Here is a 24,897-nt window from a genome sequence, read left to right as displayed (position 1 = left end):
TCTCCCTTCTCCCCTTGAGGGAGAAGGTGCCCGAAGGGCGGATGAGGGGTGCTGCGCTATCCTTGAGCATCAAAGCATGGGAGGGCGCAGCACCCCTCACCCCGTTCTTCCGCTGAACGCGGAAGAACATCCCTCTCCCTCAAGGGGAGAGGGGAAGAGCGGCGCTACCCCTCGCACTGCGTCTCGCCGCAGGCCCGCATATTGGCGATGCGGGCGCGCAATTCGTCCAGCCCGATGGCGCCGGGGATGATCTCGTTGCCGATGATGTAGGTCGGGGTGCCGGTGATGTTGAGCGCGCGGGCGATCTCGTAGGAGGTCTGGATGGTCTGCGATACCGCCTCGGTCCCCATGTCGAGTTCGAGCGACACCGGCGACAGGCCCAGATCGGCGGCGGCGGCGAGGGCCACCTGCTTGTCCACCTGGCTGCGGCTGGTGAACAGGGTTTCGTGGAAGGTCCAGTAGTCGACATCGGCATCGCCAACCAGCACGGCGACGCGGGCAGCGTCGATCGACTCATTGGAGAGGATGGGAAATTCCTTGAGCACGACGCGCAGGTTGGGGTCTTCGGCCAGAAGCGTCGCCATGTCGGGCAGGGCGGCGCGGCAATAGCCGCAATTGTAGTCGAAGAACTCGACCAGCGTGACGTCGCCCTGCGGATTGCCGAGCACAACCTGGCCCGGATCGTTGAAGATGGCCTCCTGCATCGAGGCGATAGCGGTGGTGGCCTGGCTGCGCTCCTCAGCCTGCAGCGTGGTATCGAGCGCCACCGACATGCGCTGGAGGATTTTGGGGTCGCTCATCAGGTAGGATTCGATCAGCGGATTGAGCGTTTCCGGATCGATCGCCGCCACGTCCTGGGGCGCCGCGCTGGCTTCCACGAGGCGTTTGGCATCATAGGCCGAAATCGCCTCGTCGATCAGCGCCTGCACCGCCACGGCATCGGTTTGCGGCGCCGGCCTGCTGACGGCCGCATAGCCAAGGGCCCCGGCAAGAATGCCGACGAGAGCGACAAGAGCAAGAGTGACGCGCGACATGACGTGTGGCTCCATTGGATGGTCGGCCAGCCTTCTAGCAGACACGACGCCATTTTGGCACCAGGGAGTGAATATGGGACTGACGGCCGCATCAATTGTTGTTGAGGGCAAGGACGGAAGCGGCTAGGCCCTCTTCACCTCTCCCTTTGGGGGAGAGGTCGACCCTCTTGGGTCGGGTGAGGGGGCCTTCCCCACGCACCGAGCCAAGAAAAGGCCCCCTCACCCGGCGCTGCGCGCCGACCTCTCCCCCAAAGGAGAGGTAAGGAAGAACCCGTGACCGAACAGCCCACTGATGGCCTGATGCCCTTCCATGCCATGGAAATCCTCAAGCGCGCCAAGGCGATCGAGGCGACCGGCCGCATTGTGTGTCACCTCGAGGTCGGCGAGCCCGGCTCGCCCCCGGCGCCGCGGGTCATCGAGGCGGTGGCGCGAGCCCTGCCACAGGCACAGGGCTATACCAATGCCAAGGGGCTGGCCGAATTGCGTGATGGGCTGGCCGCCTATTACGCCGATCAGCACGGCGTTGCCGTGGATGCCGATTCCATCCTCGCCACCATGGGCTCGTCGGCCGGCTTCATCATCGCCTTTCACACCGCCTTTCGCCCTGGCGCCAGGATCGCCATTACCCGCCCCGGTTATCCGGCCTATGTGAATACGCTGCTGGGCCTCGGCTTCGGCATGGTGGAAATTCCCCTCGAAGCCGATAATGGCTGGCGGCTGACCGGCGCCGCTATCGCCGCTGCCCATGCCGCAGAGCGTTTCGAAGGCCTGCTGTTTGCCAGCCCCGCCAATCCAACCGGCGCCGCAGTGGACCGCGCAGGGCTGGCCGATATCGTCGCCACCTGCCGGCGCCTTGGCGTGCGGCTGATTTCCGACGAGATCTATCACGGCCTCGATTATCGCGGCCCCTCGGTCAGCGCGCTGGAACTGACCCGCGACGCCATCGTCATCAACAGCTTCTCCAAATATTACTGCATGACCGGCTGGCGCATCGGCTGGATGGTGCTGCCGGACGAGCTGGTGCGGCGCGCCGAAATCCTGCAGCAGAACCTCTTCATCTCGGCACCGACCCTGAGCCAGATCGCCGCCACCGTGGCACTCGGCGAGCGGGACTATGCCGAGGAGCAGAAGGCGGCCTATGCGGTCAATCGCGGCCTGCTGGACCACGGTCTGCACGCCTTGGGCTTCGATATCGGCAGCCCGGCCGATGGCGCCTTCTATGCCTATGCCGGCATTTCCCGCTTCTCCAACGACTCCATGCGGTTCTGCGAAAGGCTGCTCGACGAAGCCGGTGTCGCCGCCACGCCGGGCATCGACTTCGACCGCGTCGGCGGCAATCGCTATGTGCGGTTTTCCTATGCGGGCACGCGCGACAGCATCGACATGGCGCTGCAGCGGATGGCCGCGTTCCTGCGCTAGGGGCGCCGCCACACATGCCGACAAATTTATCTATCGGCGGCAGGCGCCCTTAAGGCCCGGCCATTATACTATGGGAGCATTGGTAGGATGGAGGTCCACGCCATGCAGGCCCATGAAGCCGATCCGGGCGTCCTCGCCCACTGCGCCGCTATCGTGGTCGCCCACGACGAGCCTGATACCGCCGCCCTGATCTCGCTGGGCGAAAAGGTCGGCTTCGGGGTGGTTTCCGGCTCCGCCGATTTCAGCGGCAATGACTGGCATATTCACCGCATCCTGTTCTTTCTCGTCCACTACGGCATCGGCATGGACGCCAAGCGGCAATTGCTCGACCGCGTGCGCCACGCCGGCTCGGTCAATATCTGCTTCGCGCCGGTGGTGCTGTTCCTGCAGGACGGGCCGGGCGACGAGATGCTCGAATATATCGAGATGGGCTTCGACGACGTCATTTGCCTGCCCGAAAACAGCCATATCGTCAGCACGCGGCTGGCAGCCCAGATCGGGCAGGAACATACCTATATCGAGACCCGCCGCTACCTGGGCCCGGACCGGCGGCGCATGGACCTGCCTGGACACAACCATCCCGAGCGGGCCGCCGATCAGGACCACACCAACCTGACGCTGCTGCGCACGCCGGAAATGGGCGTGCAGATCCTGCGCCGGCAGTTGATCGTCAAGGCGCGCCCTGTCTGACCCCGGAAAATAAAAAGGCGGCCCGCGGGCCGCCTTTGTTGTTTCAGAACGTCGCCGCGCTCTAGCCGAGGCCGAGGCGGCGCTGCCACCAGCCGGCCTTCTTCTTGGGCTCGGCCTCGCCTTCGGCTTCCGCCTTGGCTGCGCTCGACGACACCACGATGCCTTCGGCCGGCAGTTCCTTCTTGGCACGGCGCGGCTTGGGTGCGTCCGCCTTGGCTTCCGTGACCGGGGCGGGAGCCGCCTCGGCGACCGCCGCGGCCGGCGCGGCTTCGGCGGTTTCCGCCTTGGGTTTACGGGCACGCGGCTTGCGCTTGGGCTTTTCGTCTTCGGCCGGGGCCGCGGCTTCAACCGGCGCCACTGCGGGCGCGGCATCAACAGGCGTCGCCTCAACGGTCTCCTCGACCTTCTTGCGGCGGGTACGCTTGGGCTTTTCGGCAGGTGCCGGCTCGGCAATGACGGCCGTTTCTTCCGCCACGATCTCGTCCTGGGCCAGCAATTCGTCCGCGACAGCCGAAGTCTCGGCTGCCGTCAGGCCCTCACCTGATGGCGAGGGCGCCTTCTCGACACCCTCTTCGCCATCGCGGCGGTTGCGGCGACCGCCACGACGGCCGCGGCGGCGGCGCTTGCGCGTCTCGCCATCGGATTGGCCTTCGCCGGTCGGACGAGCCGGATTTTCATCCTCGTCGCCTTCACCATCCTCGTCGCTGCCCTCGGCATCGCCTTCCACGGCAGGCGCCTGTGCGGCGCTTTGCTGCTGCGGACGCTGGCCATTGTCTTCGCCACGCTCGGAACCGCCACGACGGCGGCGGCGGCGGCGGCGACGGCCGCCTTCACCTTCGCTGCCCTCGGCTGCGGCGGACGGACGTTCTTCGGCTTCCTCGTCCTCGATTTCCTCGGCGATGTCTTCTTCCTCGACCTCGTCATCGATGACGGCGCTGTCGACGCGGACATGCTCGGTGGCGCGCTGCTCGGCATAGGCCATGACGCGGGTCTCGCCCTTTTCAATGGCGAACTGGTTGCCCGTCATCTTGCCGTCGGCGGTGATGGTGATCGACAGCTGGTTGCGGATTTCCAGCGCCGTCAGCGTCTCGCGCTTGAAGTTGAGGATGTAGAGCGCGACTTCCACCGGCACGCGCACATTGATCGACTGGCCCTGGCGGCGCAGCACATGATCCTCGATATGACGCATGATCATCAACGCCAGCGATTCGGTGGAGCGCACGAGACCCGTGCCATCGCAGATCGGGCACTTATGGGTGGAGCTTTCCACCACGCCGAAACGGATGCGCTGGCGGCTCATTTCCATCAGGCCGAAATGGCTGATGCGGCCGACCTGGATGCGGGCGCGATCGTCCTTGAGGCAATCCTTGAGCTTGCGCTCGACGGCCCGGTTGCTCCGGTTCTCCATCATGTCGATGAAGTCGATGACGATGAGGCCGGCGAGGTCACGCAGGCGGAGCTGGCGGCTGACTTCCTCGGCGGCTTCCAGATTGGTCTGGAGCGCGGTGTCCTCGATATTGTGCTCCTTGGTGGAGCGGCCCGAATTCACGTCGATGGAAACCAGCGCTTCGGTCGGGTTGATGACGATATAGCCGCCGGAGGGCAGGGTGACTGTCGGCGAGAACATCGAGTCGAGCTGGGCTTCGATATTGTACTTGCTGAACAGCGGCTGGTCTTCGACATACGGCTTCACGTTCTTGGCGTGGGACGGCATGATCATCTTCATGAAGTCCTTGGCCTCGCGATAGGCGCTGTCGCCCGCCACGAACACCTCGTCGATATCCTTGTTGTAGAGGTCGCGAATGGTCCGCTTGATCAGCGAGCCTTCCTCATAGACGAGGCACGGCGCCTGGCTCTTGAGCGTCAGCGAGCGCACGCTTTCCCACAGGCGCATCAGATATTCGAAGTCGCGCTTGACCTCGGCCTTGGTGCGCGATGCGCCGGCCGTGCGCAGGATCACGCCCATGCCCTGCGGCACTTCGAGATCGCTGGTGATTTCCTTGAGCCGCTTGCGGTCGGCTGCATTGGTGATCTTGCGCGAAATACCGCCGCCGCGGGCGGTATTGGGCATCAGCACCGAATAGCGGCCGGCCAGCGACAGATAGGTGGTGAGAGCCGCGCCCTTGTTGCCGCGCTCCTCCTTGACCACCTGTACCAGCATGACCTGGCGGCGCTTGATCACTTCCTGGATCTTGTAGTGACGGCGATTGCTGCTGGAACGGCGACGCTCCGGCACTTCCTCGAGCGCATCGGCGCCACCGATCGATTCCACCGGCTCGGCATTGGCCGGCGCCTGTTCGATGTGGCTGTCGTCATCGTGGTCCTGCGGGTCGGCTTCGGCGTCCGGCTCGGTCACGCCCTCGGGCAGGGAGATGTTCTCGTCGCCATCGTCGTGATGGTCGTCCTCGGCTTCCTCGTCGCGCAGCAGGGCTTCGCGGTCGGCAACCGGAATCTGGTAATAATCAGGGTGGATTTCGCTGAAGGCGAGGAAGCCGTGGCGGTTGCCGCCATATTCGACGAACGCCGCCTGCAGGGACGGCTCAACGCGCGTGACCTTGGCGAGGTAGATATTGCCCCGCAACTGGCGGCGGGTCGCCGATTCGAAGTCGAATTCGTCGAGCCTGTTACCCGATGTGACGACAATCCGTGTTTCTTCCGGGTGGATGGCATCCACCAGCATTCTCTTGGTAGCCATAATGAACTCCGCGCGCTCGCGCGCCGACAAGAGGGCGCCGGAAAGCCGGAATCCTTCTCATAGCGCTGTGCGAGGCGAATGGTTTGGGGTGTGTGGCGCGCGGAAGCTCTGCCTTGGGCGCGCCGATATGTGTGGTCACGGCCGGAAGATGCAGCGTGGCAAAACGGCAATCGGGAAATTCGATCGCGTCGCGTTCTGTCCGCCTGCGGGCCATCTGACCTCTTCCTATTGGGCTGCCGGCATCCGGGGATGAATGGCAGCCGTCCGGTCCGGTGGGACCGAAATTCGTAGCGAAGCGCAGGATTTGCCGCTTCTGAACCAGCCGTCGGGATTTCTCTTCGTTCCCTTGGGCCGGCCACTTCCTGGCACCGCTGTCGTTGGCCCTGGGCCGACGCAAACTGGTTCTGCAGGAAGCATGCGCCTCGCGTCTAGCGTGTAGGGATGTTGCGACCGAATGGCAACAGGAAAGTCAAAACCGGCCGGGGCAAACCATTTCACCGCCCGTTTCTTGGCCCGGTCGGCAAATCATCGCATAAGGGCATTCGCGCCGCAGAATCGCCCGATCCGGGTGGCACATGGCGCCTGCTGAATTTGGGGCCGGTCTGCGCTTGTTGAAACCCGTTCGTCTGCTTGTCCTGCCGCTGCTGGCGGCGCTGTTTGCGGCATTGTTGCTGTCGGCCATGCCGCAGGCACAGGAAAGCGCTGCCGGAACCGCTCCGGCCACCCCGCTGGTCGGCCTGCCCAATGTGATGGATGTCCGTGTCTCGGTCACCCCGGAGCGGGCCCGGCTGGTGATCGACCTGGCGGCCCCGACCGAATTTGCCCTGGTTTCGCTCAGCGATCCCGATCGGCTGGCCATCGACGTACGGGCAGCCACCTTCTCGGTACCCGAACCATCGGGCAAGCCGGCCGGCGAGGGCGGCAGCATTGCCCAATACCTGGTCGAGCAGGCTGCGCCCGATCGCGTGCGGACCACCTTGACCCTGTCGGCGCCGGCACAGGTGCAGCAGGCCTATATGCTTGACCCGTTCGAGGACCAGCCGGCGCGGCTGGTGGTGGATGTGATCCCGGCTACGGCAGAGGAATTTGCAGCCAATGTGGCGCGCGACCTCGCAGCATCCAGCGCCGCCGCGCCTGTCGCCGATGTATCGACGCCCGCCGGCGGCTCCGAACTGCCCATCGCCACGCGGCCGCTGGTGGTCATCGATCCCGGCCATGGCGGCATCGACAGCGGCGCCGAAACCGCCGACGGCATCAAGGAAAAGGACATCGTCCTCGCCTTCGCACTGCGCCTGCAGGCCCTGCTGGTCGCTTCCGGGCGGTTCGATGTGGCGCTGACCCGCGAGGACGACACCTTCCTGCGCCTGGAGGAGCGCGTGGCGCTGGCCCGCACCAACAAGGCGGACCTCTTCATCTCCATCCATGCCGACAGCTTCCAGCAGCCCGAGATTCGCGGGGCCAGCGTCTATACGCGCGATGAGAACGCGACCGACGTGCTCGACAAGATCCTGGCCGACAACGAGAACAAGACCGACGTCATCGCCGGCTTCGCCATGCCGCAGATGGCCCCCGAAGTGGTGGATATCCTGCTCGACCTGATGCGGCGCGAAATGCGGCACCAGTCATTTACGGCGGCGCAGGCCATCGTCCACCAGCTCGAACCCAGTGTCGCCCTGCGCCGTTTCCCGGTGCGGCAGGCCGATTTCTTCGTGCTGCAGGCGCCCGACGTGCCTTCGGTGCTGGTGGAACTGGGGTTCCTCTCCAACGCCGCCGATATGGCCAACCTGCTCGCCGATCCGTGGCAGGACCGCACGGCCGACGCATTGGCGCGCGGCGTCTCTACCTATTTCGACAGCCTCGCCCCCGAGGACTGATGTGACAATTGCGCCACGCGCGCTGCCATTGCGGGCTTGTGATCCACTTTCGGGCTGCCGTCTGCTATGATTCTGCTTCCAATCCGCTGCGCGGAATGACTATGGCGGGCCGAATGCCCGTCTCGGAGAGAACGACTATATGCTGCGCTTGCTCGGCTGGATTTTTGGCTTTGGGATGTTCGCCGCCTTGGCCGGCATCGCCGCAGTGGCGGTCTACCTGACCACCGTTTCCGCCGGCCTGCCGGACTATACCGTGCTCAAGGACTACCAGCCGCCGGTGACGACGCGCGTCCATGCTGCCGACGGTACGCTGCTGGCCGAATTCGCCCGCGAACGCCGGCTTTTCCAGCCCATCGAAACCGTGCCGCCGCTGCTCGTCCACGCCTTCCTGTCGGCCGAGGACAAGGACTTCTACTCCCATGGCGGCATCGCCATCGACGGCGTGTTCCGCGCCCTGCGCGACAACCTCATGGCGCGGCTGGACGGCAACAGCGCCATCCAGGGCGGCGGCTCCTCGATCACCCAGCAGGTGGCCAAGAATTTCCTGCTCACCTCCGAGCAGACCTGGGACCGCAAGCTGCAGGAAGCCCTGCTGGCGATCCGCATCGAGTCGACCTTCTCCAAGGACCGTATTCTCGAACTCTATCTCAACGAGATATTCCTGGGCCTCAACTCCTATGGCGTGGCCGCGGCGGCCCTGAATTATTTCGACAAGGCACTCTATGAACTCACCCTGAGCGAGGCCGCCTATATCGCCGCGCTCCCCAAGGGGCCCAACAACTACCACCCGTTCCGCCGCCCGCAGGCCGCCATCGAGCGCCGCAACTGGGTCATCGACCGCATGGTCGAGAATGGCTACGCGACGCAGGAAGAGGGCGAGATCGCCAAGGCCGACCCGCTCAACGTCATCCCGCGCGCCGGGGGCAGCCAGCTCTATTCGGCCGAATATTTCACCGAGGAAGTGCGGCGCGAACTGGCCAAGCTCTATGGCGAGGACCAACTCTATGGCGGCGGCCTGTCGGTGCGCACCACGCTCGAGCCGCGCCTGCAGGAATATGCCCGCCGGGCCCTGATGGACGGGCTGATCGCGTATGACCACGGCAAGGGTTTCCGCACCCCGGTCGCCAGCATCGAGATCGGCGAGGACTGGGGCCTCGACGTGGCCAAGATCATCCCGCTCGGCGACGTGCCCGAGTGGCAGCTCGCCGTGGTGCTGGAAATGGGCAGCAACGAAGCCCGCATCGGCCTGCGGCCGGACGGCCTCGCCGGCGGCGCCGTGGCCGAAGATCGCGTCGAGGGCACGCTATCCGGGCCGGAGATCAAGTGGGTTTCCAAGCCTTTGCAGGATATTCTTAAAGTAGGAGATGTGGTCTACGTCTCCCCGGTTGCTGGCAAGACCGGCATCTATACGCTGGAGCAGGTGCCCGAGATCGAGGGCGCCCTGGTCGCCATGGACCCGCGCACAGGGCGCGTGCTGGCCATGGTCGGCGGCTTCTCCTATTCGCTGAGCGAGTTCAATCGCGCCACCCAGGCCCTGCGCCAGCCCGGTTCCTCGTTCAAGCCCATCGTCTATGCCGCGGCGCTCGACAATGGCTATACGCCGGCCTCGGTGGTGCTCGACGCGCCGGTGGAAATCCGCAATGCCGATGGCTCGATCTGGCGTCCGGAAAACTACGCGCAGGAATTCTACGGCCCCCAGACCCTGCGGCGCGGCATCGAGCGCAGCCGCAACGTCATGACGGTGCGCCTGGCCCGCGATATCGGCATGCCCCTGGTGGCCGAATACGCCAAGATGTTCGGCGTCTACGACACCATGCAGCCGGTGCTGGCCATGGCGCTCGGCGCGGGCGAAACCACCGACATGCGCATGACCGCCGCTTACGCCACCATTGCCAATGGTGGCCGCAAGATCGTGCCGACGCTGATCGACCGTGTCCAGGATCGCTATGGCGTCACCGTCTATAAGCATGACCAGCGCCTGTGCCAGGGTTGCGAGGCCGATAGCTGGACCGGGCAGGGCGAACCCCTGATCGTGGACAACAGGGAGCAGGTGCTCGACCCGATGACCGCCTATCAGGTCACCTCGATGCTGGAAGGCGTGGTGCAGCGCGGCACCGGCACGGCCGCCAAAGTGCTCAACCGCCCGGTGGCCGGCAAGACCGGCACCACCAATGACTACAAGGATGCCTGGTTCGTCGGCTTCACGCCCGAGCTCGCCGTCGGCGTCTATGTCGGCTACGACCAGCCGCGCTCCATGGGGTCTTCGGTCACCGGTGGCACCTTTGCCACGCCGATCTTTACCGCATTCATGCAGAAAGCCCTCGAAGGCAAGCCGCCGACCCCGTTCGTCGTGCCACCGGGCATGACGACGGCCTGGATCAACCCCAATTCCGGCGTCAAGGCCTTCGATGGCGAAGCCGCCATCGAGGAGACCTTCAAGCCGGGCACCGGGCCGAACCTGATGACCTCGGTCATCGGCGTGGACGTCAACGCTTTCGACGCCATCCAGCGCCAGCAGATGATGCAGCAGCAATATGGCTCGGGCTTCACCACCCAGCCCGGCTTCCAGCAGCAGCCGGCTCCCAGCGACCAGCCGGTCTACGACCCCAGGACCGGCACCTGGATCAACGCCCAGGCCGGACGCGGCGGGCTGTTCTAGGGCAGGGCGGTTGATCCGGTCGCCATGCTCCGCTAAACGGGGCGCCACTATCTTAAGGAATTGTCCAATGCGTACGGAAATCGAAAAGACCGTCGCCGAAATCGAGCAGGTGCTGACCCTGCTGAGGAGGCATCTTTGACTGGGATACTGCTGAACTGCGCCTCGACGCGCTGACCGCCGAGACCGAATCCCCTGATTTCTGGAACGACCCCGAAACGGCCCGCGCCAAGATGCGCGAGCGCGACGAGCTCGACGTGGCCGTCAAGGCTGTGCGCGAGCTGGAATCGGGCATCCGCGACAATGCCGAACTGATCGAGATGGGCGAGGCCGAAGGCGACGCCGAAATCGTCAAGGACGCTGAAAACGCGCTGATCGAACTCAAGCAGAATGCGCGCCGCCGCCAGATCGAGACGCTGCTCTCGGGCGAAGTGGACGCCAATGACGCCTATGTGGAAATCCATTCCGGCGCGGGCGGCACCGAGAGCCAGGATTGGGCCAACATGCTGCTGCGCATGTATACCCGCTGGGCCGAGCGCCGGAAGATGAAGGTCGAAGTGCTCGAAATGCACGACGGCGAAGAAGCCGGCATCAAATCGGCGACCATCCTGGTCAAGGGCCACAATGCCTATGGCTGGCTCAAGACCGAAAGCGGCGTGCATCGCCTCGTCCGCATCAGTCCCTACGATTCGGCGGCGCGCCGGCATACGAGCTTTTCGAGCTGCTGGGTCTATCCCGTTGTCGATGACTCCATCGATATCGAAATCCGCGAAGCCGACCTCAAGGTCGATACCTACCGCGCCTCGGGCGCCGGTGGACAGCACGTCAATACGACGGACTCGGCCATCCGCATCACCCACATCCCCTCGGGCATCATCGTTGCCTGCCAGCAGGAACGCAGCCAGCACAAGAACCGTGCGACGGCGATGGCCATGCTGAAGTCGCGCCTCTACGAGGCTGAATTGCAGAAGCGTGAGGAGGCGGCCAACGCCCAGGCCGCCAGCAAGACCGATATCGGCTGGGGCCACCAGATCCGCTCCTACGTCCTGCAGCCCTACCAGATGGTCAAGGACCTGCGCACCAGCGTCGAAAGCGGCCAGCCCTCCGTGGTGCTGGACGGCGACCTCGACGAGTTCATGGAAGCAGCCCTGGCTCAGCGGGTCGGCGTGGCGACGGATGTGACGGCGGAAGAATAGGGGGCACGCCCTCGTGGTTCGAGGCGCTGAAGAAGCGCACCTCACCATGGGGGCTACTCCTGGTTCGATTTATCAGCAGCCCTCTTGGTGAGGTGCGAGCCCTTTTGCGAGCCTCGAACCGCGAGGGCGTGGCACTAACCCAACAATGCCAGCAATCGCTTCCCGGCCTCAAGGAACGCTTTCGGATTGATCGCGCTATCGGCCTTGCGCACCTCGAAATGCAGGTGTGGCCCGGTGGAGCGTCCCGTAGAGCCCACCTTGGCGATCGGCGTGCCGGTATTGACCGCCTGGCCGACTTCGCTAAGGAAGCCCGAGAGGTGGCCATAGCGGCTGATCAGCCCATTGGCATGGGTCACTTCCACCACATTGCCATAGCCGGATTTCGTGCCGACAAAGCTGACCACGCCCTTGCCGGCACTGAGAACGGTGGTGCCCTTGGGTGCGGCAAAGTCGAGCCCCGAATGGAAGGCGCGGCCGCCGGTGAACGGGTCGGTCCGGTTGCCGAAGCCGGAACTCTGGCGGAAATTGCCCGATATCGGCATGTGGATCGGTGCGCCGTCTATGCCGTCGCGCGCCGCCTTGTAGCGGATCAGCGCCGCCATCACCGCATTGGCGTCGTCCACCGTCGCCGAAGCCTCGCCATCGTCCCGTGGCAGCAGCAGCGGGCCGCCGACGCCTTCCAGTTCCGATGGCAGGTCGACTGCAATTCCCAGGCCGGACAGCTCCGCCACGATACTGTCGGTGCGCTTGGTCGCCGTTTCGGCAATGGACGTCATGGCAAACTGGGTTTCATCCATCATCTGGGCGATGGCAGCGGCGGTCGCGTCGATATCGGGATTGCCGCCAGAGCTGGGGGCAAGCGCCATATTGCCTGCCTCGTCCGCCGGCAATGCGGCGGCCTCGATGCCCAGTTCATCCGCCTTGTCGACCAGCACGCGCACCAGTTGATGCTGCTCTATGAGCACTTCCTGCTGCTGCGCCAGTTCCTGCAATTGCAGGTTGATGTCGCCGGCCTGCGCATAACTGCGCGAATGCAGGCGATCGACCTCGACACGCAGCTGCGCGATGCGATTCTCATAGGCCTCGATGACCTGCTCGTTCTGGCCGCTCAGCAGGCGGGCGATATCGGGGGCCAGCAGCAACGCGGTGACAAGCAGGCCATTGCCGGCAAACAGCACGGCGAACATGCCGTAGAACAGAGCGGGGTGGATTCCCTGACGTGGCGACCTTGTATGCGACCCATGGTCCGACCGCCCGAAACTGGCCTGTTCACGCACCCAACTCTACCCCGTCCACGCCCCGAATATGGTGTGCGGAGTATGATGCGGCATGGTTAACAAAGGCTATTTACGAGGCGCGCCAGACACATGCGCCTCAAGCGCTTCCAGCATTTTCTGGGCATGTCCGAGGATGCGCGTCGCGCGGATGATGCGGGCCACCTTGCCGTCCGCGCCGACGATGAAGGAAGTGCGGATCAGCCCCATGAACTCGCGGCCATAGAGTTTCTTGAGCTTCCACAGCCCAAATCCCTCGATTGCCTTGTGCTCCGGATCGGCCGCCAGCGGCAGGACCAGCCCATATTTCCTGCGGAACTTGATGTGGCTCTCGATGCTGTCGGGCGAAATGCCGATCAGCCTGGCCCCCAGCCCGGCAAAGGCTGCGGCCCGCTCGGAAAACTCCCGATTCTCATCCACGCAGCCGCCCGAATCGTCTTCGGGATAGAAATAGAGCACCACCGGCTGGCCCCGCTGGGCGGAAAGCTGGAACATGCTGCCATCGTCGAGGGGCAGGGTGAAATCGGGGGCGAGGTCGCCTTCGGTCAAATCGGCCATTGCAAACCTTCCATTCAGCACTTGCGAGCCACAATGTGGTGTCAGTGCCATAGTCCAGCCGGTATCATTGGGCAAGAGACCGCCTTCTGCGGTTGATTCTCGAGGTGCCAGCAGATAACGGCAAGGCCTCTTTCTGGAAGCAAGTGAGCGCGTCAACCTTACCCGCAGACACCTCGGTTCCGCCGTCTGCACAGCGTAAACGGCCCCCTGCACGGCATGCAGCCAAGCTGGCTGTGTGGCTGCTCGGCATTCCCTCGGTACTGGCGCTGCTGCTCTATCTCGTCCTGCTGGTGACGCCGATACGCCTGCCTTTTGGTGGCCAGGCGGTGCGCTCGCTGATCCAGTCGGCTCTTCCGGTCACGTCCAGCCTCGAGCTGGGAGAAATGAACCTGGCACTGGAAAATGGCATCTGGCCGGTCGTCCAGTTTGCGCCGGTCCTGCTGACCGACAGCAAGTCGGGCGCCCGTGTTGCGATGGACGCACTGGAAGTCGGCTTTTCGCCGGCCCGCGCCCTGTTCGGCCAGCCTGGCGCCACCGTGACCATCGTCCGGCCGCATATCCAGATGGTGCAGGATTTGTTCGGCCCGCGCATCACCAGCTTCGAGCTGCTCGACGATCCCGCCGGCGGCCCGCCTACGGTCCGGGTGCAGGAAGGACAGGATGCGTTTCCATCCGTGGGCATTTCCGCCGATGGCGTCGATATTTCCGGCAGCGGCCAGCCCGTGGCCATGCGCTCCGACAATGAATGGCTGATCTACAATCTGGAAGCCAGCGAGCAGGGCATTGCCGATATTGTCGATCAGGCGGCTCAGGGGCGCTTTTCCCGGCTCGTCATCCGCGACGGCATCGTGGATATGAACGATTCCGTCTATGGCCTCTTCCGTCGCTTCGAGGCGATCAATCTCGAAATCGGCCCGACACCGGATCGCCGCAACACCAATGGCACCTTCTCGGCCAGCCTGGGCGGACGCACCATGACCGGCAACCTGTCGCGCACGGTCGACGACGCCGGCAATGCCCGGCTCGAAGCCGATGTCACCAATATCGACTTTGCCGCCTTGCTGCCCTTTATCGACGACGCCACCAGTGTTGCCGCCCTGCGCGGCGCCGGGGCGCTGTCCATCGATGTCAATTTCGAACCGGCCGCCGGCAAGCTGGTGGATGGCCGCTTCAAGATCGACCTGACCGGCATCGACCTGCGCATTGCCGACGCCTATTTCCCGGTCGCCAGCTCGATCATGGACATCACCTGGGTTCCCGAGGCGGGGCAATTCATCCTCGACGAGGCGGCTTTGCAGATCGGGCAGAGCAGCGCCTACATTTCGGGCATTTTCGCCATGGGGCTGGACCCGACCTATGGCCCCACGCTGGGCCTCTCGCTGCATGCCCGCGACGTCGTCATTCACCCCAACGACATGGCGGCGCCGGCCGAGCCATTCGAAACCATGGACTTCTCCGGCTGGTCGGCGCCATTATACGGGGCCCTCGGCATCGACCGGTTCCTGGCGCGCAAGGGCGACGCCACGGTGGAAACGACCGGCCGCATCGACATGCTCCGGGCCGGCCTCGGCATCCAGATGACCGTGGCCGGGCAGGGCGTCAGCGCCGACGATCTCAAACGCCTCTGGCCCTATATCATGGGTGGCAGCAGCCGGGACTGGTTCGTCGCCAATGTCACCGACGGCACGGTGGCCAGTTCGCGCATGGATTTCAATTTCCCGGTCGGCAGCCTGGGCCTGGCCGGCGAAGACAAGCCCATCCCCAGGGACAGCATGCGGATCGACATGATTGGCACCGGTGTCGCCATCAAGCCGACGGCAGAGATGGCCCCCATCGCCATCGCCGGGGAAACCCGCCTCCAGGTCGATGACAGCAATGTCACCATCTCGGCCGGCGGCGGCGTGCTGGCGACCGATGCCGGCCAGATCAGCGTCGCCAACCCGGCTTTGGTGATGGACAATTCCAATCCGACCGAAAGCATCATCGAAATTTCCGGCGACATCACCGCGCCGATCCCCGCGCTGCTCGATCTTGTCCGCGCCCAGCAGCCCGAGGCCCTCGCCAATGCGCAGCTCCCGGTCGATCTGGCATCGCTCACCGGCGCGGTCGATCTGGGTCTCGTGGCCACGATCAGCCTTGCCGACGAGGCCAGCGGCCGGCCGATGGATATTGACTATGTCGTCAACGGCACGGTGGCCGATTTCGCCAGTTCCCAGCCGATCCAGGACCGCCGCATCGGCAATGGCCAACTGGCCTTCAGCGCCAGCCAGGAGGGCTACCAGCTCGGTGGCACCGCCGAAATCGACGGCATGCCGGCCGAAATCGAGCTTGCCGGCACGCCAACCACCGACCCGACCTTCCGGCTGTCTTCGACCATCGACGTGGCCGACCTCGCCGATATGGGGTTCGACGCCTCCGAGTTCCTCTCCGGCCGCGTGCGATTCGTCGCCCAGCCACTGGCCAATGGATCGCTGCAGATGGCGGTCGATCTCAAGGGCGCCGCGCTCGATATCAAGGATATCGGCATCCGCAAGGCAGCCGGCACCTCCGGCACGCTGAGCGCCATCATCACGCCGGCGGGCGAGATCACCCAGCTCAACGATATCGACCTGTCATTCGGCACTGTGCGCGCCATCGGCGATATCACTTATCACGCCACCGAAGGCCTGCAGGCGGCCAGCTTCCGGCAGTTCGGGCTCAGCGCCGGGGACAATGCCCAGCTGGACCTGGCGCCCATGGATGGCGGCTATGCCGTGCGTATCAGCGGCAGCCAGCTCGACCTCAAGCCCATGCTGCGCCAGTTCTTCGGCCTCGGCGAGGGGGCGGGCGGGGTGCAATCGACCCAGTTCGACCAGACCATATCGCTCGACGTCAAGCTCGACCGCGCACTCGGCTACTACGCCACCACCGCCTTCAACGTCGATCTCGACCTGCTGCTGCGCGGCAGCGACATGCGCCGGGCCAACCTGACGGCGCAGTTCAGCGACGGCAATGCCATCTCGGTCACCACCAACCCGGCCCCGAAGGGCCGCACGCTTTCGGTGGCCTTCAACGATGCCGGCACCATCCTGCGGCTGCTCGGCGTCTATTCGCAGCTTGCCGGCGGCTCGGGCAGCCTGGTGCTGACCACCGATCGGGATCTCGACGCCGAGGCGGGGCAACTGATCATGCGGGACTTCGCCATTGTCGACGAGGCCAATGTCGCCCAGGTCTTGGGCAATCACACCGATTCCCGCGCCGCCATCGCCCAGCAGAACCGGCTCGATTTCGACGTGGCGCAGGTCGATTTCCAGCGCCGCTCCGACCGGGTGGAAGTCACCAATGCCATGCTGACCGGCGACACGGTCGGCGGCACGGCCCGCGGCTTCATCTATACCGACCGGCGGCAATATGACCTGACGGGCACCTATGTTCCGCTGTTCGGGCTCAACAACGCCTTCCAGCAAATCCCCATCCTCGGCCCGCTGCTCGGCGGCCGCGAAGGCGAAGGCCTGGTCGGCGTGACCTTTGCCGTGCAGGGGCCATTGGACAACCCCCAATTCCGCATCAACCCGTTGTCGATGCTGGTCCCGGGCGCATTCCGGGAGTTGTTCGAGTTCCGGGCGAAGGAACAGCCGCCGGCGCCAGAGTAGAAAGTGCAGTCGGTAGGTGTTAGGCTGAGACCATGAGCAAGAGAGTGACCATAGAACTGCCCGAGGATTTGATCAGCTACGCCGATGAAAAGGTGTCAGTCGGCGAGTTTGCGTCGCTCGACGAGGCTGTTGCTGCGGGAATGCGCGGGCTCAAGGATCACGATGACTTCATTGACCGATGGATTCGGGAAGAGGTCATTCCCTCATACGATAAGTGGGTAGCAGACGGTAAGCCCGTCTTCACCGATGAAGAGGTATGGGAGTCGGTGGAGGCAGCCATCGTTGCCGCTGAGCAGCGCAAAGCCTCATAAGAATGCAACGACGGCGTATCATTTATGCGCCGGATGCGCGCTACGACCGTGTAAGGCTCGCACAGTGGCTAACCCGAAACGCCTCGTCCGCTGTTGCACGCCGCTTTGACCGTCGTATCCAGGACGCAGTCAAGAAGCTGGAATACGCGTCGGAACGCGGAACCGTTCGTCAGGAAGCAATCGGCCTGCGTGTTATCGGCATCCTGCCAACGGTTAGCATCGCGTTCAGCGTAAGCGAGGACGCGGTGACAGTGCATCGCGTCCTCTACAATGGTCAGAACTGGATTCCCCACGACTAAACCGGCTTGATCAGCGCATGGCGCTTCTTGCCGACCGACAGCTTGATGACGCCTTCGGACAGCAGGGCATCCGTGCCAAGGTTCAGCTTGTCATCCTCGACGACCACGTCATTGACCCGCACGGCGCCCGACTGGATATGCCGCCGTGCCTCGCCATTCGAGCCTGCCAGGCCCGCCGCGACGAGCGCATTGAGAATGCCGATCCCCTCCGCCAAGGCCTGCCGACCGACCTCGGTCGTCGGCAGCGACAGGTCGATGCCACCAGCTTCGAACGTATTCGCCGCCGTGGCCGCCGCCTGCTCGGCCGCCGCGCGGCCATGGACGATCGCCGTCACTTCCGTCGCGAGCACCTTCTTGGCCTCGTTGATCTCGTTGCCGCCCAGCGCCGCGAGCTTTGCGATCTCGTCCAGTGGCAGGCGGGTGAAGATCTTGAGGAACTTCACCACATCGGCGTCTTCCGTGTTGCGGAAATACTGCCAGAAATCATAAGGGCTGAAGAGGTCGCCATTGAGCCACACCGCGCCACTGGCCGACTTGCCCATCTTCTCGCCGCTGGCCTTGGTCAGCAGCGGCGTGGTCAGCGCATAAAGCTGCTCGCCGCCCATGCGGTGGTTGAGGTCGACACCGTTGATGATGTTGCCCCACTGGTCCGACCCGCCCATCTGCAACACGGTGCCATAGCGCCGGTTGAGCTCGGTGAAGTCGTAGCCCTGCATGATCATGTAGTTGAATTCGAGGAAGCTCAGCGACTGCTCGCGATCGAGCCGCAGCTTGACCGAGTCGAAGCTCAGCATGCGGTTGACCGAGAAGTGCCGGCCCACATCGCGCAGGAATTCGACATAGTTGAGCTTCAGCAGCCAATCGGCATTGTTGACCATGATGGCCGGGTTCGAGCCGCCATAATCGAGGATATTGCTGTAGACGCGCTTGATGCTCTCGATATTGGTCTCGATCTGTTCCACCGTCAGCAGCTTGCGCTGGTCGTCGCGGAACGAGGGATCGCCCACCATCGAGGTGCCGCCGCCCATCAGGCTGATCGCCTTGTGGCCGGTTTCCTGCAGCCAATACAGCATGGTGACCGATATCAGGTTGCCGATATGGATCGACGTGGCCGTTGCGTCATAGCCGACATAGCCTGATATCGGCCCCTTGAGGGCCAGCGCGTCGAGGCCTTCCGGGTCGGAAATCTGGTGGATGAAACCGCGCTCGTCGAGCACGCGGAGAAAATCGGATTTGAACTTGGTCATCAGGTGCGATCCGGATCAGATATTTTGCTTTGCGCCTTGTTTGCCCGGCGTCATCCCCACGAAAGCGGGGATCTCCCTTGTCCTGCCGAAGTGAGATTCCCGCGGGAATGACGTCGTGGGTGAAACGACGCGTGGTGACGATTGATCGCAGCTATACGCTTGAAACTAGCGTCCGCCGCCGGCGGCGATCTCCTGCCGGCGGCGGTCGAGATAGTCGGCGCAGCGGGTGGTGAGGTCGTCGATCTTGCCTTCGAAGAAGTGGTTGGCGCCATCCACGATCTGCTGCTCGATGGTGATGCCCTTCTGCGTCTTGAGCTTGTCCACCAGCTTCTGCACCGAAGAGGGCGGCGCCACGCGATCCTTGTCGCCATGGATGATCAGGCCCGAGGACGGGCAGGGGGCGAGGAACGAGAAGTCGTAGAGGTTCTCCGGCGGGGCGACCGAGATGAAGCCTTCCACTTCCGGACGGCGCATCAGCAACTGCATGCCGATCCAGGCGCCGAAGGAAAAGCCGGCAATCCAGCAGCCGCGCGACTCGCGGTTGATCACCTGCAGCCAGTCCAGCGCCGCAGCGGCGTCGCTGAGTTCACCGATGCCGTGGTCGAACATGCCCTGGCTGCGGCCCACGCCGCGCGAGTTGAACCGCAGCACGGCAAAGCCACGCTCGGCGAACATGTAGAAGAGATTGTAGACGATCTGGTTGTTCATCGTCCCGCCGAATTGCGGATGCGGATGCAGCACGATCGCGATCGGCGCGTTGGGTTCCTTGCCCGGCTGGTACCGGCCTTCGAGACGCCCTTCGGGGCCGTTGAAGATCACTTCTGGCATGGTCTTGTTCTTCCGGCCGTTCGGCTCTGTTGGTGCGGTTTTGCGGGGGGCCCTGCGGTGGCGTGGCAGCTTGACTAAGCTGGCCCGGCCTCCTAAAACATGGCTCGCAAAATCTAGTTTAGAATTATTCGAAACTCGATTTTCAGCCGCTCTGCGGCCTCTAAGAGCGCCCCTTGTAATGAAGTTGGGCGGCAAATTTCAAGAAGTGTTTGAGCCAACGGGCGCCCGAGCGCCTCGGCCCGGGCATGGAAGGCATGATCGGCGCGCATGCGCCACATGGGAAACCGATGACGAGACCGGCGATCTATCTTGATCATAATGCCGCGTCCCCGCTTCTGCCGGAGGCGCGGTCGGCGCTTGTGGCTGCCCTCGATCTGGTGGGCAATCCCTCGTCGGTGCATGGTCACGGCCGCGCTTTGCGCAACCTCATCGATACCGCCCGCGGCCAGGTGGCGGCCCTTGCCGGCGCCGAGCGCAATCAGGTGGTCTTCACCGGCTCCGCCACCGAAGCCATCACCCAGGCCATCGTTAGCGGCGCGAAGACCTTTGCCTCCACTGCCATCGTCATCAGCGGCGGCGAGCATGCCGCGGTGAGCAAGGCCGCCGAGGCGACCGGCCTGCCTGTCGTCACCACCGGGCTTATGCCCGATGGCAGCATTGATCTCGATCAACTGGCGGGCGTGCTCGCTGCGGCGGAGGGCAATCTGCTGGTCGCCCTCCATTGGGTCAACAACGAGACTGGCGTAGTGCAGGACATTGCCCGCATCAATGCCCTTGTCGGCCCGACGCGCCACACGCTGTTCATCGATGCGGTGCAGGCCTTCGGCAAGCTGCCCCTCGATTTTGCCGCCTCGGCACCCGATATGATGGCGGTGAGCGGCCACAAGATCGGCGCTCCCGCCGGTATCGGCGCGCTGCTGGTCAAGCCCCATGCCGATATCGTCCGGCTCATTCCTGGCGGCGGACAGGAGCAGGGCCGGCGCGGCGGCACCGAAGCCGCGGCATTGATCGCCGCCTTCGGCGCGGCGGCAGCGGCCATCGGCAAACGCTATGCTGCAGCCGGTGTGCCCCGGCTGGTCGGTCGTCTCGAGGCCGATCTCAGGTCGTGCATTTCCGGTGTCGTGGTGTTCGGCACCAACCGGTTGGGCAATGTCGTCAATTTCGCCGTGCCCGGCGTCAAGAATGCCACGGCGATGATGGGACTGGACCTGCTGGGTCTTTCGGTCTCGTCGGGTTCGGCCTGTTCATCCGGCAAGGTCGGGCCGAGCCATGTGCTGGCCGCCATGGGCGTTCCGCCCGAACTGGCCGAGTGTGCCCTGCGCGTTAGCCTGGGCTGGAATTCCACGGTCGACGACGTCAATGCGTTCGTCACCGGTTACCGATCGGTTCTTGAACGCCAGCGGGCGCGGCAGGGGCAGGCGGCCTGACGGTCGCAAGAGTTTTAGACGGCTCGCGGCGACCTTGAATCGCCGCTGGGCAAATAGGAGAAGCCACTATGGCGGACTACGATATCCCGACGCTCAAGGAAGAGATCGATCGCGAAACCGTTGAATCGGTGCTGGCACTCGACGTCGACAAGTACAAATACGGCTTCGAGACCGATATCGAATCAGACATGGCCCCCAAGGGCCTGAGCGAAGATACCGTCCGTTTCATCTCCGCCAAGAAGAACGAACCCCAGTGGATGCTCGACTGGCGGCTGGAGGCCTATCGCCGCTTCCTGACCATGACCGAGCCCACCTGGGCCAAGGTGCATTATCCGCAGATCGACCTGCAGGACATGTATTACTACGCCGCGCCCAAATCCTCGCCGGCCCCCAAGAGCCTGGACGAGGTCGATCCGGCGCTGATCGCCATGTATGACAAGCTGGGCGTGCCGCTCAAGGAGCGCGAAATCCTGGCCGGCGTCGAGCGCCCCAAGGTGGCGGTCGATGCGGTGATGGACTCGGTTTCCGTCGTCACCACCTTCCGCGAGGAACTGGCCAAGGTCGGCATCATCTTCTGCTCGATCTCCGAAGCCATCCGCGAATATCCCGAGCTTGTACAGAAATACCTGGCCTCGGTGGTGCCGGTGTCCGACAACTATTATGCGACGCTGAATTCGGCCGTCTTCACCGACGGGTCCTTCGTCTACATCCCCAAGGGCGTGCGCTGCCCGATGGAGCTCAGCACCTATTTCCGCATCAACGAGAAGAAGACCGGCCAGTTCGAGCGCACGCTGATCATCGCCGAGGCCGATAGCTATGTGAGCTATCTGGAAGGCTGCACCGCCCCCATGCGCGACGAAGCCCAGTTGCACGCCGCCGTGGTGGAACTGGTCGCCCTCGACAATGCCGAGATCAAGTATTCCACCGTCCAGAACTGGTATCCCGGCGACAAGGACGGCAAGGGCGGCATCTACAATTTCGTCACCAAGCGCGGCGATTGCCGCGGCGTGAATTCCAAGATTTCCTGGACACAGGTCGAGACCGGCTCGGCCATCACCTGGAAATACCCGTCCTGCATCCTGCGCGGCGATGGCTCGCGCGGCGAATTCTACTCGATCGCCATTTCCAACGGCTATCAGCAGGTCGATAGCGGCACCAAGATGCTGCATCTGGGCAAGAACACGTCCAGCCGCATCATCGCCAAGGGCATTGCCGCCGGCTTCTCGGACAATACCTATCGCGGCCAGGTCTCGGCCCATGCCAAGGCCAAGAACGCCCGCAACTTCACCCAGTGCGACAGCCTGCTGATCGGCGACAAATGCGGGGCCCATACGGTGCCCTACATCGAAAGCCGCAACGGCACGGCCGTCTTCGAGCACGAAGCCACCACGTCCAAGATTTCCGACGACCAGATGTTCTACTGCCAGCAGCGCGGCCTTTCCGAAGAGGATGCCGTGGCGCTGATCGTCAACGGCTTCGTCCGCGACGTGCTGCAGCACCTGCCCATGGAATTCATGGTCGAAACCCAGAAGCTGATCTCGATCAGCCTCGAAGGCAGCGTGGGATGATAAGCGCGATAGTGTCCATTTTCCACGGTGTCACCCCGGCGAAGGCCGGGGTCCATCCTGAGATGGTTGAACGTGGCGCGACCTCAGGATGGATTCCGGCCTTCGCCGGAATGACATCGGGGGCAGGCCAAACCTACTAGCGAACAAAACCACCTGCCGGTCGGCGCTGAATGCGACACCGCATCGAAATTGGAGACCGAACGATGACCACCCCGATCCTTGAAATCCGCAACCTGCATGCCCGCATCGAAGAGCGCGAAATCCTCAAGGGCGTGAACCTCACCATTCCGGCCGGCCAGGTCCATGCCATCATGGGCCGCAATGGCTCGGGCAAGTCCACGCTGAGCTATGTGCTGGCCGGCAAGGAAGACTACGAGATCACCGAGGGCGAAATCCTGCTCAATGGCGAGAATATCCTCGAGATGGACCCGGCCGAGCGCGCCGTCGCCGGCATTTTCCTGGCCTTCCAGTACCCGATCGAAATCCCCGGCGTCGCCACCATGACCTTCCTCAAGGCGGCCATGAACGCCCAGCGCAAGGCGCGTGGCGAGAGTGAACTGTCGACGCCCGATTTCATGCGCGCCGTCAAGGAAGCCGGTGCGCAGCTCAATATCGACAGCGATATGCTCAAGCGGCCGCTGAATGTCGGCTTCTCCGGTGGGGAGAAGAAGCGCGCCGAAATCCTGCAGATGGCCTTGCTCAAGCCCGCGCTCTGCGTGCTCGACGAGACCGATTCCGGTCTCGATATCGATGCGCTCCAGGTCGTGTCCAAGGGCGTCAACGCCCTGCGTGACGCCAACCGCTCCATGCTGGTCATCACCCACTATCAGCGCCTGCTGAACCATATCGTGCCCGACGTGGTGCATGTGTTCTCCGATGGCAGGATCGTTGAGAGCGGCGACAAGGATCTGGCGCTTCAGCTCGAAGCCAAGGGCTATGCCGACTTCGACGCGACGGCGGCCTGACCCATGCGCCAGACCATGCCCGTCCGGCTCGGAGCAGCCGAAGATACATTGATCGCCCAGCTCAAGAGCGTGGGGGCCGACGCGACCGCCGAACGGATCACCGTTGCCGGCCTGCCGACGCGCCGCGTCGAAAGCTATCACTATACCGACCTCAAGACCCTGCTGCGGGCTATCCCGCCGCTAGCCCAGGCCGCCAATGAAGCCAGCGCCCCGGCTTTGCGCGTTCCCGGCGCCTATCAGCTCATGATCGCCAACGGCGTCATCCAGTCCGCCTCCACGGCCCCGGCCGGCGTCATCGTCGGCAAGGCCGCCGGCGGTGTGCTCACCACGCGCGACGACGTGCTGGTCCATCTCAATGGCGCCTTTGCCAAGGAGAGCCTGACGCTGACGCTGGAAAGCAGCGTCGATCCGGTGATCCAGATCGACCGTCGCAGCGAAGGCGAAGCCGCCCATGTCGCCGATTCGCTCAAGGTCTTCGTTGCCGACGGCGCTTCTGCCGTCATCCTCGAAACCTTCTCGGGTTCCAATGCGGCCCATGTCGGCAACCACGCCACCTATATGGCGCTCGGCAAGAATGCCGTGGTGACCCATATCACCGTGGATCTGTCGCCCCGCGCCGCCGCCCACTTCGCCAGCAACGAATATCACATCGGCGAGGGCGCCAAGCTGCGCACCCTGGTCATTCATGCCGGAGCGGGCCTCAGCCGCACCCAGCTGTTCCCGCGCTATGAAGGCGCGGGCGCTCATGGCGACATTACCGGCCTCAACCTGGTGGTCGATGGCCAGCATGCCGACATCACCATGGATGCCAGCCACGCCGTGCCGCATACCAGCTCGCAGCCCCTGTTCAAGTCGGTTGCCCGCGGCCGCGGCAAGGCCGTGGTGCAGGGCAAGCTGGTGGTGGCCCGCGACGCCCAGAAGACCGATGCCAAGTTCATGCACCAGGGCCTGATGCTCTCGGACGAAGCCGAAATCCTCTCCAAGCCGGAGCTGGAGATTTATGCCGACGACGTCGTCTGCGGCCACGGCTCCACGTGCGGCAAGCTGGACGAGGATTCCATGTTCTACCTCACCAGCCGCGGCATCCCCAAGGAGCAGGCCGAAACCATGCTGGTCCGTGGCTTCATCGAAGAACTGGTGGATCCGATCGAGGATGAGGCCCTGGCGGAAGCCCTGCACGGCATCGTGGATGGTTGGCTGCTGGGGAAATGAGCCTCTTCACCT

The 24,897-nt window shown here is 64.0% G+C and carries 18 protein-coding genes; 12 read left to right on the top strand and 6 right to left on the bottom strand.

All coding sequences use genetic code 11. From position 1 onward, the window contains the following. Window positions 1-164 precede the first annotated feature (164 nt). Window positions 165-1,034, bottom strand: a complete 870-nt coding sequence (locus ASD04_RS02220) for a DsbA family protein (RefSeq protein WP_056251854.1) — start codon at window positions 1,032-1,034, stop codon at window positions 165-167. Window positions 1,035-1,307: 273 nt separating this feature from the next. Here ASD04_RS02220 and ASD04_RS02215 point away from each other — a divergent pair, with 273 nt between their 5' ends. Continuing rightward, window positions 1,308-2,453: an aminotransferase class I/II-fold pyridoxal phosphate-dependent enzyme gene (locus ASD04_RS02215; protein ID WP_244488224.1), complete on the top strand. Its 1,146-nt coding sequence runs from the start codon at window positions 1,308-1,310 to the stop codon at window positions 2,451-2,453. A 102-nt stretch (window positions 2,454-2,555) separates the two neighbouring features. After that, window positions 2,556-3,143: a hypothetical protein gene (locus ASD04_RS02210; protein WP_156461098.1), complete on the top strand. Its 588-nt coding sequence runs from the start codon at window positions 2,556-2,558 to the stop codon at window positions 3,141-3,143. Window positions 3,144-3,204: 61 nt separating this feature from the next. Here ASD04_RS02210 and ASD04_RS02205 read toward each other — a convergent pair whose 3' ends face one another. After that, complete coding sequence (locus ASD04_RS02205) at window positions 3,205-5,838, bottom strand: ribonuclease E/G (protein WP_056252812.1); 2,634 nt, start codon at window positions 5,836-5,838, stop codon at window positions 3,205-3,207. Between the two features lie 608 nt (window positions 5,839-6,446). Here ASD04_RS02205 and ASD04_RS02200 point away from each other — a divergent pair. From ASD04_RS02200 to prfB, 3 genes are all read left to right on the top strand, one after another. Further along, entirely contained in the window at window positions 6,447-7,712 is a 1,266-nt protein-coding gene (locus ASD04_RS02200; RefSeq protein WP_162245093.1) for an N-acetylmuramoyl-L-alanine amidase, read from the top strand. Window positions 7,713-7,851: 139 nt separating this feature from the next. Then, window positions 7,852-10,371, top strand: a complete 2,520-nt coding sequence (locus tag ASD04_RS02195; RefSeq protein WP_082530918.1) for a penicillin-binding protein 1A — start codon at window positions 7,852-7,854, stop codon at window positions 10,369-10,371. Between the two features lie 67 nt (window positions 10,372-10,438). Then, a protein-coding gene (gene prfB / locus ASD04_RS02190) for a peptide chain release factor 2 (protein WP_156461097.1) occupies window positions 10,439-11,564 on the top strand; the annotation gives its coding sequence in 2 pieces (ribosomal slippage) (window positions 10,439-10,507 and window positions 10,509-11,564; 1,125 coding nt in all). Between the two features lie 134 nt (window positions 11,565-11,698). Here the strand turns inward: prfB and ASD04_RS02185 are convergent. Next, the gene (locus tag ASD04_RS02185; RefSeq protein WP_056251841.1) at window positions 11,699-12,751 is read right to left on the bottom strand and encodes a M23 family metallopeptidase; all 1,053 of its coding nucleotides are present in this window, start codon (window positions 12,749-12,751) and stop codon (window positions 11,699-11,701) included. Between the two features lie 156 nt (window positions 12,752-12,907). Then, window positions 12,908-13,396 (bottom strand): peroxiredoxin, encoded by a 489-nt coding sequence (locus tag ASD04_RS02180; protein WP_056251840.1) that lies wholly within the window; start codon window positions 13,394-13,396, stop codon window positions 12,908-12,910. Window positions 13,397-13,629: 233 nt separating this feature from the next. Here ASD04_RS02180 and ASD04_RS02175 point away from each other — a divergent pair, with 233 nt between their 5' ends. The 3 genes from ASD04_RS02175 to ASD04_RS02165 are packed head-to-tail and all read left to right on the top strand — an operon-like array spanning window position 13,630 to window position 17,638. Beyond that, entirely contained in the window at window positions 13,630-17,028 is a 3,399-nt protein-coding gene (locus ASD04_RS02175; protein WP_056251837.1) for an AsmA-like C-terminal domain-containing protein, read from the top strand. Window positions 17,029-17,072: 44 nt separating this feature from the next. Next, window positions 17,073-17,339, top strand: a complete 267-nt coding sequence (locus ASD04_RS02170) for a type II toxin-antitoxin system ParD family antitoxin (protein ID WP_156461096.1) — start codon at window positions 17,073-17,075, stop codon at window positions 17,337-17,339. A gap of 2 nt (window positions 17,340-17,341) precedes the next feature. Next, complete coding sequence (locus ASD04_RS02165; RefSeq protein WP_056251829.1) at window positions 17,342-17,638, top strand: type II toxin-antitoxin system RelE/ParE family toxin; 297 nt, start codon at window positions 17,342-17,344, stop codon at window positions 17,636-17,638. Here the strand turns inward: ASD04_RS02165 and tyrS are convergent. After that, window positions 17,635-18,885, bottom strand: a complete 1,251-nt coding sequence (gene tyrS / locus ASD04_RS02160; RefSeq protein WP_056251825.1) for a tyrosine--tRNA ligase — start codon at window positions 18,883-18,885, stop codon at window positions 17,635-17,637. The genes ASD04_RS02165 and tyrS overlap by 4 nt on opposite strands. A 165-nt stretch (window positions 18,886-19,050) precedes the next feature. Next, the gene (locus tag ASD04_RS02155) at window positions 19,051-19,713 is read right to left on the bottom strand and encodes an alpha/beta hydrolase (RefSeq protein ID WP_056251822.1); all 663 of its coding nucleotides are present in this window, start codon (window positions 19,711-19,713) and stop codon (window positions 19,051-19,053) included. 287 nt (window positions 19,714-20,000) lie between these two features. On the opposite strand from ASD04_RS02155, the gene ASD04_RS02150 reads away from it, so the two are divergent. From ASD04_RS02150 to sufD, 4 genes are all read left to right on the top strand, one after another. After that, window positions 20,001-21,140, top strand: a complete 1,140-nt coding sequence (locus tag ASD04_RS02150) for an aminotransferase class V-fold PLP-dependent enzyme (RefSeq protein WP_082530967.1) — start codon at window positions 20,001-20,003, stop codon at window positions 21,138-21,140. Between the two features lie 68 nt (window positions 21,141-21,208). After that, window positions 21,209-22,708: a Fe-S cluster assembly protein SufB gene (gene sufB / locus ASD04_RS02145; protein ID WP_056251816.1), complete on the top strand. Its 1,500-nt coding sequence runs from the start codon at window positions 21,209-21,211 to the stop codon at window positions 22,706-22,708. Between the two features lie 215 nt (window positions 22,709-22,923). After that, window positions 22,924-23,673 carry a Fe-S cluster assembly ATPase SufC gene (sufC, locus tag ASD04_RS02140; RefSeq protein WP_056252810.1) on the top strand — a complete coding sequence of 250 codons (750 nt, stop codon included), beginning with the start codon at window positions 22,924-22,926 and terminating at the stop codon, window positions 23,671-23,673. 3 nt (window positions 23,674-23,676) lie between these two features. After that, window positions 23,677-24,885, top strand: a complete 1,209-nt coding sequence (gene sufD / locus ASD04_RS02135; protein ID WP_056251813.1) for a Fe-S cluster assembly protein SufD — start codon at window positions 23,677-23,679, stop codon at window positions 24,883-24,885. Window positions 24,886-24,897: the final 12 nt, after the last annotated feature.

Source organism: Devosia sp. Root436 (genome assembly GCF_001426345.1).
Taxonomy (GTDB): Bacteria; Pseudomonadota; Alphaproteobacteria; order Rhizobiales; family Devosiaceae; genus Devosia.
This window is presented reverse-complemented; position numbering and strand designations above follow the sequence as displayed.

Coding starts and splice junctions, on each gene's coding strand:
- ASD04_RS02220 (WP_056251854.1), bottom strand. CDS start 1,034: ATGTCGCGCGTCACTCTTGCTCTTGTCGCTCTCGTCGGCATTCTTGCC.
- ASD04_RS02210 (WP_156461098.1), top strand. CDS start 2,556: ATGCAGGCCCATGAAGCCGATCCGGGCGTCCTCGCCCACTGCGCCGCT.
- ASD04_RS02205 (WP_056252812.1), bottom strand. CDS start 5,838: ATGGCTACCAAGAGAATGCTGGTGGATGCCATCCACCCGGAAGAAACA.
- ASD04_RS02195 (WP_082530918.1), top strand. CDS start 7,852: ATGCTGCGCTTGCTCGGCTGGATTTTTGGCTTTGGGATGTTCGCCGCC.
- ASD04_RS02185 (WP_056251841.1), bottom strand. CDS start 12,751: ATGTTCGCCGTGCTGTTTGCCGGCAATGGCCTGCTTGTCACCGCGTTG.
- ASD04_RS02180 (WP_056251840.1), bottom strand. CDS start 13,396: ATGGCCGATTTGACCGAAGGCGACCTCGCCCCCGATTTCACCCTGCCC.
- ASD04_RS02165 (WP_056251829.1), top strand. CDS start 17,342: ATGCAACGACGGCGTATCATTTATGCGCCGGATGCGCGCTACGACCGT.
- tyrS (WP_056251825.1), bottom strand. CDS start 18,885: ATGACCAAGTTCAAATCCGATTTTCTCCGCGTGCTCGACGAGCGCGGT.
- ASD04_RS02155 (WP_056251822.1), bottom strand. CDS start 19,713: ATGCCAGAAGTGATCTTCAACGGCCCCGAAGGGCGTCTCGAAGGCCGG.
- ASD04_RS02150 (WP_082530967.1), top strand. CDS start 20,001: ATGACGAGACCGGCGATCTATCTTGATCATAATGCCGCGTCCCCGCTT.
- sufB (WP_056251816.1), top strand. CDS start 21,209: ATGGCGGACTACGATATCCCGACGCTCAAGGAAGAGATCGATCGCGAA.
- sufD (WP_056251813.1), top strand. CDS start 23,677: ATGCGCCAGACCATGCCCGTCCGGCTCGGAGCAGCCGAAGATACATTG.